Origin of the sequence: Nonomuraea sp. NPDC049158 (genome assembly GCF_040648335.1) — a bacterium.
GTDB lineage: Bacteria > Actinomycetota > Actinomycetes > Streptosporangiales > Streptosporangiaceae > Nonomuraea.
This window is the reverse complement of record NZ_JBEZDM010000031.1, coordinates 115156-123450: the sequence shown is the minus strand read 5'-3', so window position 1 is coordinate 123450 and position 8295 is coordinate 115156. Positions and strand designations below refer to the sequence as shown.

Here is an 8295-nt window from a genome sequence, read left to right as displayed (position 1 = left end):
GTAATCCTACCCCACCGCCTCAAACGGCCCGCCGCTCACCGGGCCGGTGAGCGGCGGCACGGGACCGTCAGACGATCACCAGTTCGCGGGAGGTGAGGTTCAGCCGCTCGCCACCCGTCTCCGTGCACACCACGATGTCCTCGATGCGCGCCCCATGCCGGCCGGGCAGGTAGATGCCCGGCTCGACGGAGAAGGCGAAGCCCGGCTCCATCGGCTCGGCGTTGCCGGAGACGATGTACGGCTCCTCGTGCGTCTCCACACCGATCCCGTGCCCGGTGCGGTGGATGAAGTAGTCTCCGTAGCCCGCCTCGGCGATCAGGTCGCGGGCCGCCGCGTCGATCGACTCGCACGACACGCCCGGCCGTACGGCGGCGCAGGCCGCCTCCTGGGCCCGGCGCAGCACCTCGTAGTACTCGGCGAAGTCGGCCGGCGGCGAGCCCACGGAGTAGGTACGGGTGGAGTCGGAGCAGTAGCCGCTGTGGAACTGCCCGCCGATGTCGACCACGACCGGCTCGCCCGCCTGGATCACCCGGTCCGACACCTCGTGGTGCGGGCTGGCGCCGTTGGGGCCCGAGGCGACGATGACGAAGTCGACCGTCTCGTGCCCGGCGGCCAGGATCGCCTCGGCGATGTCCCGGCCGACCTCGCGCTCGGTCCGCCCGGCCCGCAGGAACTCCGGCACCCGCCGGTGCACCGAGTCGATCGCCTCCCCCGCCTCGCGCAGCGCCGCCACCTCGGCCGGGGACTTGCGCATCCGCAGCTCGCGCAGCACGCTCCCGGCCAGCGTCTGCTCGGTCTCCGGCATGGCCTCGCGGAAGCGCAGCGACGCCATCGCCCACATCCGGTCGGCCAGCCCCACCTTGGCCACCCGGCCGAGCCGCGAGGCGGCGATGCGGTAGGGGTCGTCGGTCTCGTCCCATGCCACGAAGTCCAGGCCGAGCCGCGAGGCGGGCGAGGCCTGCGCGGCGGGCAGTTCGAGCCGGGGCACCATCATGTAGGGCTCGCCGGCGGCCGGAACCACCAGGCAGGTCAGCCGTTCGAGCGGCTTGGCGTCGTAGCCGCTCACATAGCGCAGGTCGGGGCCCGGGGTGAGCAAAAGGGCGTCGAGGCCGGACTTCGCGGTGGCCTCCTGGACGGCGGCCAGCCGGGACACGGGATACAAGTCTGAGGACGTCACAGGCACAATCTACTCGGACCGCTCCTCCTAAAATCCGCGAAAAGCTCTCACAACGCGGTAAGCCATGGCTACACTCCGCCCACAGACAGTCACGTACTGTGGTGTCAATTGTCCCCTTCCACCCGCGTTTCGAGAGAGAGGCTCATGGTCGACGTCTGGGGTAGCCACCAGCGCCGCCCGATGAGTGCGGCCGACCTGGTCCGGCAGCTCGCGGAGCCGCCCGCGGCCGAGCGCGACGCCGAGATGCTCGCCGTACGCCTGGCGCACGCCGAACGCCTCGGCAACATGGGCTGGGCCGAATGGAACCTCCACACCGGGACGGCCACCTGGTCCGACCACGTCTACCTGATCTTCGGGCGGGACCGGGAGGACGGGCCGATCCGCCTGCCCGACCTGGCGGCGCACGTCGAGCCCGGCGACCTGGGCGCGCTCGACCAGCTCCTGTGGAGCGTGGTGCAGGGGGTGGAGCCGGTGCAGGCCGAGTTCCGCATCCGGCGGGGCGGCGAGCTGCGCAACGTACGTGTCGTGCTGGAGCCGCTGATGGCGCCCGGCGGCCCGGAGGGCGTGCACGGCGTGGTCCAGGACATCACCGGCCGCCGCCGCGCCGAGCGCATCATGTCGGAGTCGCGCCGTCAGTTGCTGGAGGCCCGCGAGAAGGCGGCCGAGGAGCGCCACGTGATGCTGGCGCTGCGCGAGGCGATCCTGCCCGAGCCGGTCGGCTGCCTCGATCTGCCGTGCACCCGGATCGCGGTCCGCTACGTACCGGCCGAGAAGACCTCGAATCTGGGCGGCGACTGGTTCGAGGCCGCGGCGCTGCCCGACGGCCGGGTGCTGCTGGCGATCGGCGACGTCTCGGGGCACGGCCTGCCCGCCATCGCGCACATGGCGCAGCTCCGCCACGCCCTCATCGGCCTGACGATGACCGGCGAGCCGCCGAACCAGCTGCTGGCCTGGCTGAACGAGCTGGTCATGCACCGGCTGCACGAGACCACGGCGACCGCGGTGATCGGCCACCTCGACACCGCGAGCCGGGTCTTCACCTGGAGCCAGGCGGGCAACCTGGCGCCGATCCTGGTCCGCGACGGCGTGGCGGGCCCGCTGGGCCAGCCCAAGGGCGTCCTGCTCGGCGCCACCGACCAGCCGTACGGCCTGGCCACCACACGGCTGCGCGACGGGGACGTCCTGCTGCTGTTCACCGACGGGCTGGTGGAGCGGCGCACCCGCGACATCGACGAGGGCCTGGCGCTGGCCACGGCGGCCGCCTGCGAGCTGCCGGGCCGCGACCTGGACGCCGGGCTGGACCGGCTGCTGGCCGGCATCGGCGGCCCCAACCCGGAGGACGACGCCTGCCTCCTCGCGGTGGGACTGGGCGGAGGGCTGGGCGAGAGCTGAGCGGGGCGGGGAGTCCGGGCTGGGAGTGGGCGGCCGACCTGCGGGGGTGCGACCATAGGCGGGTGCTGATGCTTCTCGACACCCCGTCGCTGTACTTCCGCGCCTTCTACGGCATCCCGGAGTCGATCACCGCGCCCGACGGCTCGCCGGTGAACGCGGTACGCGGCCTCATCGACATGATCGCCACCCTGGTGCGCCACCACTCCCCCACCGAGCTGGTCGCCACGATGGACGCCGACTGGCGCCCCGCCTTCCGGGTGGCCGCCATCCCGACGTACAAGGCGCACCGGGTCGCCCACGGCGACGTAGAGGAGGTGCCCGCGGCGCTGGTGCCGCAGATCGCGGTCATCGAGCAGGTGCTCGACGCGGTCGGCATCGCCCGGCTGGAGGCGCCCGGCTACGAGGCCGACGACGTGATCGGCACGCTGACCCACCGCGCCGGCGCCGGGGCGGTCGATATCGTGACGGGCGACCGCGACCTGTTCCAGCTGGTCGACGACGCCCGCCCGGTGCGCGTCCTGTACACCGTGCGGGGCATCCGCAACCTGCAGACGGTCGACGAGGCGTTCGTGACGGACAAGTACGGCATTCCCGGCCGTACCTATGCCGACTTCGCGACCCTGCGCGGCGATCCCAGCGACGGCCTGCCGGGCGTGGCGGGCGTCGGCGAGAAGACGGCGGCCGCGCTCATCACCCGGTTCGGCTCGCTCGGCGCGCTGCTCGACGCCCTCGACGCGGGCGCCACGGACGGCTTCCCGGCGGGCAGCCGCACCAAGCTGGCCGCCGCCCGCGACTACCTGCGGGTGGCCCCAGCCGTGGTGGCGGTCGCCTCGGACGCGCCGCTGCCCGAGACCGACCTGACGCTCCCGCAGAAGCCCCGCGACCCCGACTCCCTCGTACGCCTGGCCGACCAGTACGGCCTCGACAGCCCCCTCAACCGCCTGCTGGAGGCGCTCGGCCAGGCATGACCGCGCGGCCACGCCGAGGAGCTCATGCGGAGCAGGCCGAGGGGCTTGTGACGATAGGTTGCTCTTGTGACGAACATCCGGGTACCCAGCGACGTCCCCGCCCGCCTCGACGACGGGTTCGAGCGGATCCGGCGGGAGCAGCGGCTGCCCGGCGAGTTCCCGAGAGCCGTGCTGGAGGAGGCCGACTGGGTGGCGTCAGTGCCCAGGTTCGGCGGCAGGGACATGACGGAGTTGCCGTTCGTCACCATCGACCCGCTCGGCTCGATGGACCTCGACCAGGCCGTCCACCTGGAGCGGCTGCGCGGCGGCTACCGCGTCTGGTACGCGATCGCCGACGTCGGCGCGTTCGTGCGGCCGGGCGGCGCGATCGACGCCGAGGCGCGCACCCGGGGCGAGACCGTCTACCTGCCCGCGAGCAAGGTGCCGCTGCACCCGAAGGTGCTGTCGGAGGACGCGGCCAGCCTGCTGCCCGGCGTGACCCGCCCGGCCGCGGTGTGGCGGATCGACCTGGACGCGGAGGGCCGCACGGTCGGCGCCGACGTACAACGGGCCCTGGTACGCAGCCGTGAGCGGCTCGACTACGCCTACGTGCAGGCGGCGATCGACACCGACACCGCCGGCGGCACGCTAGGTCTGCTGGCCGAGATCGGCAGGCTGCGGCTGGAGCTCGAACGCGAGCGCGGCGGCGTCACCCTGCCCACCCCGGAGCAGGAGGTGGTGCCGGACGGCGACGGCTACCGGCTCGAATACCGGCTGCCGCTGCCCGCCGAGGCGTGGAACGCGCAGATCTCCCTGCTCACCGGCATGGCGGCGGCCTCGATGATGCTCGACGCGGAGATCGGCGTGCTCCGCGTGCTGCCGGCGCCGCGCTCCGGCGACCTGGACAAGGTACGCCGGGTGGCCGACGCGCTGGGCGTCCCGTGGCCCGGCGGCGCCTCCTACGGCGACGTGGTCCACGACCTGGATCCGAAGAACCCGCAGCAGGCGGCGTTCCTGCACGAGTCGAGGGTGCTGCTGCGCGGCGCCGGCTACGTGGCCTTCAACGGGGAGCCGCCGAAGCTGGCCGAGCACGCCGCGGTGGCCGCGCCCTACGCGCACGTCACGGCGCCGCTGCGGCGCCTGGTCGACCGCTACGCGACGGAGATCTGCCTGGCCATCGCCGCGGGCGAGCCGGTGCCGCAGGACGTTTCGGAGGCGCTGACGGGCCTGCCGGACATCATGTCCGGGACCGGCCGCCGCGCGGGCGCGGTGGAGCGCGCCTGCGTGGACCTGGTGGAGGCGTTCCTGCTGCGTGACCGCGTCGGCCAGGCGTTCGACGCGATGGTGATCGACGTCGACGAGCGCCGCGAGGGCGGCCAGGTCCAGATCGCCGACCCGGCGGTGATCGCCCGCTGCGACGGCCCGCTCCCCCTGGGCGAGCAGGTCTCAGTACGCCTGACCCAGGCCGACCCGGCCACCCGCGAGGTCCGCTTCACCCTGGCCTAACGGAGCAGTGCCCCTGACGTGACGGAGCCGCGCACGGGAGGCCAGGCCCCGCACGCGGCTCCATGAGTTCCGGCTACCGCTTGAGTGGCTTCCAGGCCGCCCCCAACCCCATCAGGTGCAGCGCGACGCAGAGCAGTCCGGCGGTGGTGAGGGTGGTGGCCGTGAGCACGCCGCCCACGGCGACGTTGGCGATCTCGAAGATCAGCGCGAGCAGGAACAGCACCGCGGCGATGAGAGCGAACATGGCGACCTCCGGCTTGTCAAAACCCGCTTCGACCTGGGCATTTCCACACCGAATCGCCTGGAAACTGACCACATGGTGACGTTGCGTATACAGTCCACTACATCACCTTGACCGGACGGTCAGTCGGCCAGGAAGGCCCTGGTCAACAGGGCGCACGTAACGGCGCCCAGACCCGTAAACCGCAGGAGCGTGCCCCTGGACGGGAGCCAGCCCCGTATGGCGGGTGGGGCCCACCGTGCTCTGCCGTAAAGCAGGAAAAAGAGCCTTTGCGCACCAGGACAGAGCCGCAGCAAGTCACGACAGAGATGAATATGCCACCACCCCCCGGCGCATGGCGTCCATGGCTTTGGCGGCGGTCTGCTTGATCTTGCTCCCCTGGGGAGCCGCATGCCCCAGCTGGCCGAGCAGGTCCATCAACTGCTTCACCCAGCGCACGAAGTCGCCCGCCGCCAGCTCGTTGCCGTTGATGCCGTCCATGAGCACCGCGTCCAGGCTGTGCCCCTTGGTCCAGCGGAAGGCCGCCCACGCGAACCCCAGGTCGGGCTCGCGGATCGTGGACAGCCCATGGTCGGACTCGATGCCCTCCAGCTCGCCCCACAGCCGCATCATGGCCGTCAGCGCGTCCTGCGCCCGCCCGGCGGGGATCTTGGGGCGGCGGGCGTCGTCGGCGTTGCGCGACTCGAAGACGAGTGCCGACACGCACGCCGCCAGCTCCGCCGGCTCCAGCTGCTCCCACAGCCCGCTGCGCAGGCACTCGGCGGTGAGCAGGTCGAGCTCGGTGTAGAGGCGGCCCAGGCGACGACCCTCGTCGGTGACGGCCTCGTCGTGCAGGTAGCCGAGCTGCTCCAGCACCGAGCAGATCCGGTCGAAGGTGCGGGAGATGACGTGCGAGCGGCCCTCGACCCGCCGCCGGAGCCCTTCGGTCTCGCGCTGCAGCTTGTGGTAGCGCTCGGCCCAGCGGGCGTGGTCCTCCCGCTCGTCGCAGCCGTGGCACGGGTGCTGGCGGATGCGCCGGCGCAGCTCGTTGATCTCGTCGTCCTCGACGGCGTGGTCGCGGGCCCTGGTGGGCTTGCCCAGGTCGCGGTCGCCGATCTTGGCCAGCAGCGTGGAGACGAGGTTGGCGCGCTCCTTCGGTGAGCGGCCGTTGAAGTTCTTCGGGATGCGCAGCTTCTCGATCGGCTCGACCGGGACGGGAAAGTCGGCCGGGTCGAGCTTCTTGACCTGCTTGCCGATCGTCAGGACCAGCGGGCTGGGACCGGTGCCGCGCGGGTTGCGGCCCGGGTCGAGCACGATCGCCAGCCCGGCCCGGCGCCCGCCCGGCACCCGGATGACGTCGCCGGGCTGCAGCGCCTCCAGCGACTTGACGGCCGCGGCCCGGCGCGCGGCGCCGCGCTGCTTGGACAGCTCGGCCTCGCGGTCGGTCAAGCGGCGGCGCAGCGCCGCGTACTCGGGGAAGTCGCCCAGGTGGCAGGTCATCGCCTCCCGGTAGCCCTCCAGCGCCTCCTCGTGCTTGCGCAGCTGCTTGGCCAGCCCGACGACCGCCCGGTCGGCCTGGAACTGGGCGAAGGACTCCTCCAGCAGCGTGCGGGCGCGCTCGCGGCCGAACTGGCCGACCAGGTTGACGGCCATGTTGTACGAGGGCTGGAAGCTGGAGCGCAGCGGGTAGGTGCGGGTGCCGGCCAGCCCGGCGACCGACAACGGATCCATGCCGGGCTGCCAGAGCACCACGGCGTGGCCCTCGACGTCGATGCCCCGCCGCCCGGCCCGGCCGGTGAGCTGGGTGTATTCGCCGGGGGTGAGGTCGGCGTGCGTCTCGCCGTTCCACTTGTCGAGCTTCTCGATGACCACGCTGCGGGCGGGCATGTTGATGCCGAGCGCCAGCGTCTCGGTGGCGAAGACCGCCTTGACCAGGCCGCGGGTGAACAGCTCCTCGACGACCTCCTTGAAGGCCGGCAGCATGCCCGCGTGGTGGGCGGCCAGGCCGCGCTCCAGGCAGTCGCGCCACTCCAGGTAGCCGAGCACGGACAGGTCCTCGTCGGGCAGGTGCGCGGTGCGCTCGTCGACGAGCTGCCGGATCTCGTGCCGCTCCCGCTCGTCGGTGAGCCGGATGCCGGCGTGCAGGCACTGCAGGACGGCCGCGGCGCAGCCGGCGCGGGAGAAGATGAACGTGATCGCGGGCAGCAGCGCCTCGGAGTCGAGCTTCTCGATCACCTGGGCGCGGTCCGGCGGCCGGGAACGCTGCGGCCGGCCGTAGCCGCGCCGGCCGCGCCCGGCGGTCAGCCGCTCGGTCTCACGGGTGACCCGCATCAGTGTGGGGTTGAGGCGCGGCGTCAGCTCGTCGTTCATGAACAGGTCGTAGACGCGGTTGCCGATCATCAGGTGCTGCCACAGCGGCACCGGCCGGTGCTCGTCGACGATGACCGTGGTGTCGCCGCGTACCTCGCCCAGCCACTCGCCGAACTCCTCGGCGTTGCTGACCGTCGCCGACAGCGCCGCCAGCCGGACCGACTCGGGCAGGTGGATGATGACCTCTTCCCAGACCGCGCCGCGGAAGCGGTCGGCCAGGTAGTGGACCTCGTCCATGACCACGTAGCCCAGCCCGCCCAGCGTGGCCGAGCCGGCGTAGAGCATGTTGCGCAGCACCTCGGTCGTCATGACGACGATCGGGGCCTCGCCGTTGACGCTGTTGTCTCCGGTCAGCAGCCCGACCTTGGCCGTGCCGTAGCGCTTGACCAGGTCGTTGTACTTCTGGTTGGACAGCGCCTTGATCGGAGTGGTGTAGAAGCACTTGCGCCCCTGCTCCAGGGCCAGGTGGACGGCGAACTCGCCGACGACCGTCTTGCCGGAGCCGGTGGGGGCGGCGACCAGCACCCCGTCGCCCGCCTCCAGAGCGCGGCAGCCGTCGACCTGGAAGTCGTCGAGCTCGAAGTCGTAGAGGCCCCGGAACGATCCGAGTGCGGCTCCGTCGTCCCCGTACTTCTCGCGGAAGGCCGCGTACCGCTCCGCTGGACTCGTCATACCCGTCACCC

At 72.2% G+C, this 8295-nt stretch carries 6 protein-coding genes; 3 read left to right on the top strand and 3 right to left on the bottom strand.

Features of this window, described 5'->3' with window-relative positions:
• Window positions 1-67 precede the first annotated feature (67 nt).
• Window positions 68-1177, bottom strand: coding sequence for a Xaa-Pro peptidase family protein (locus AB0B61_RS43930; protein ID WP_358445652.1), 1110 nt, complete (start codon window positions 1175-1177; stop codon window positions 68-70).
• A gap of 144 nt (window positions 1178-1321) precedes the next feature.
• On the opposite strand from AB0B61_RS43930, the gene AB0B61_RS43925 reads away from it, so the two are divergent.
• The 3 genes from AB0B61_RS43925 to AB0B61_RS43915 all read left to right on the top strand — a co-directional run bounded on the left by AB0B61_RS43925 (window position 1322) and on the right by AB0B61_RS43915 (window position 5022).
• Window positions 1322-2569 carry a SpoIIE family protein phosphatase gene (locus AB0B61_RS43925; RefSeq protein ID WP_358445649.1) on the top strand — a complete coding sequence of 416 codons (1248 nt, stop codon included), beginning with the start codon at window positions 1322-1324 and terminating at the stop codon, window positions 2567-2569.
• Window positions 2570-2637: 68 nt separating this feature from the next.
• Window positions 2638-3537, top strand: coding sequence for a 5'-3' exonuclease (locus tag AB0B61_RS43920; protein ID WP_358445662.1), 900 nt, complete (start codon window positions 2638-2640; stop codon window positions 3535-3537).
• 66 nt (window positions 3538-3603) lie between these two features.
• Complete coding sequence (locus tag AB0B61_RS43915; protein ID WP_358445647.1) at window positions 3604-5022, top strand: RNB domain-containing ribonuclease; 1419 nt, start codon at window positions 3604-3606, stop codon at window positions 5020-5022.
• A 73-nt stretch (window positions 5023-5095) separates the two neighbouring features.
• Here AB0B61_RS43915 and AB0B61_RS43910 read toward each other — a convergent pair whose 3' ends face one another.
• Window positions 5096-5266, bottom strand: coding sequence for a hypothetical protein (locus AB0B61_RS43910; protein WP_358445645.1), 171 nt, complete (start codon window positions 5264-5266; stop codon window positions 5096-5098).
• Window positions 5267-5560: 294 nt separating this feature from the next.
• The gene (locus tag AB0B61_RS43905; RefSeq protein WP_358445643.1) at window positions 5561-8284 is read right to left on the bottom strand and encodes a DEAD/DEAH box helicase; all 2724 of its coding nucleotides are present in this window, start codon (window positions 8282-8284) and stop codon (window positions 5561-5563) included.
• Between the last annotated feature and the right edge of the window lie 11 nt (window positions 8285-8295).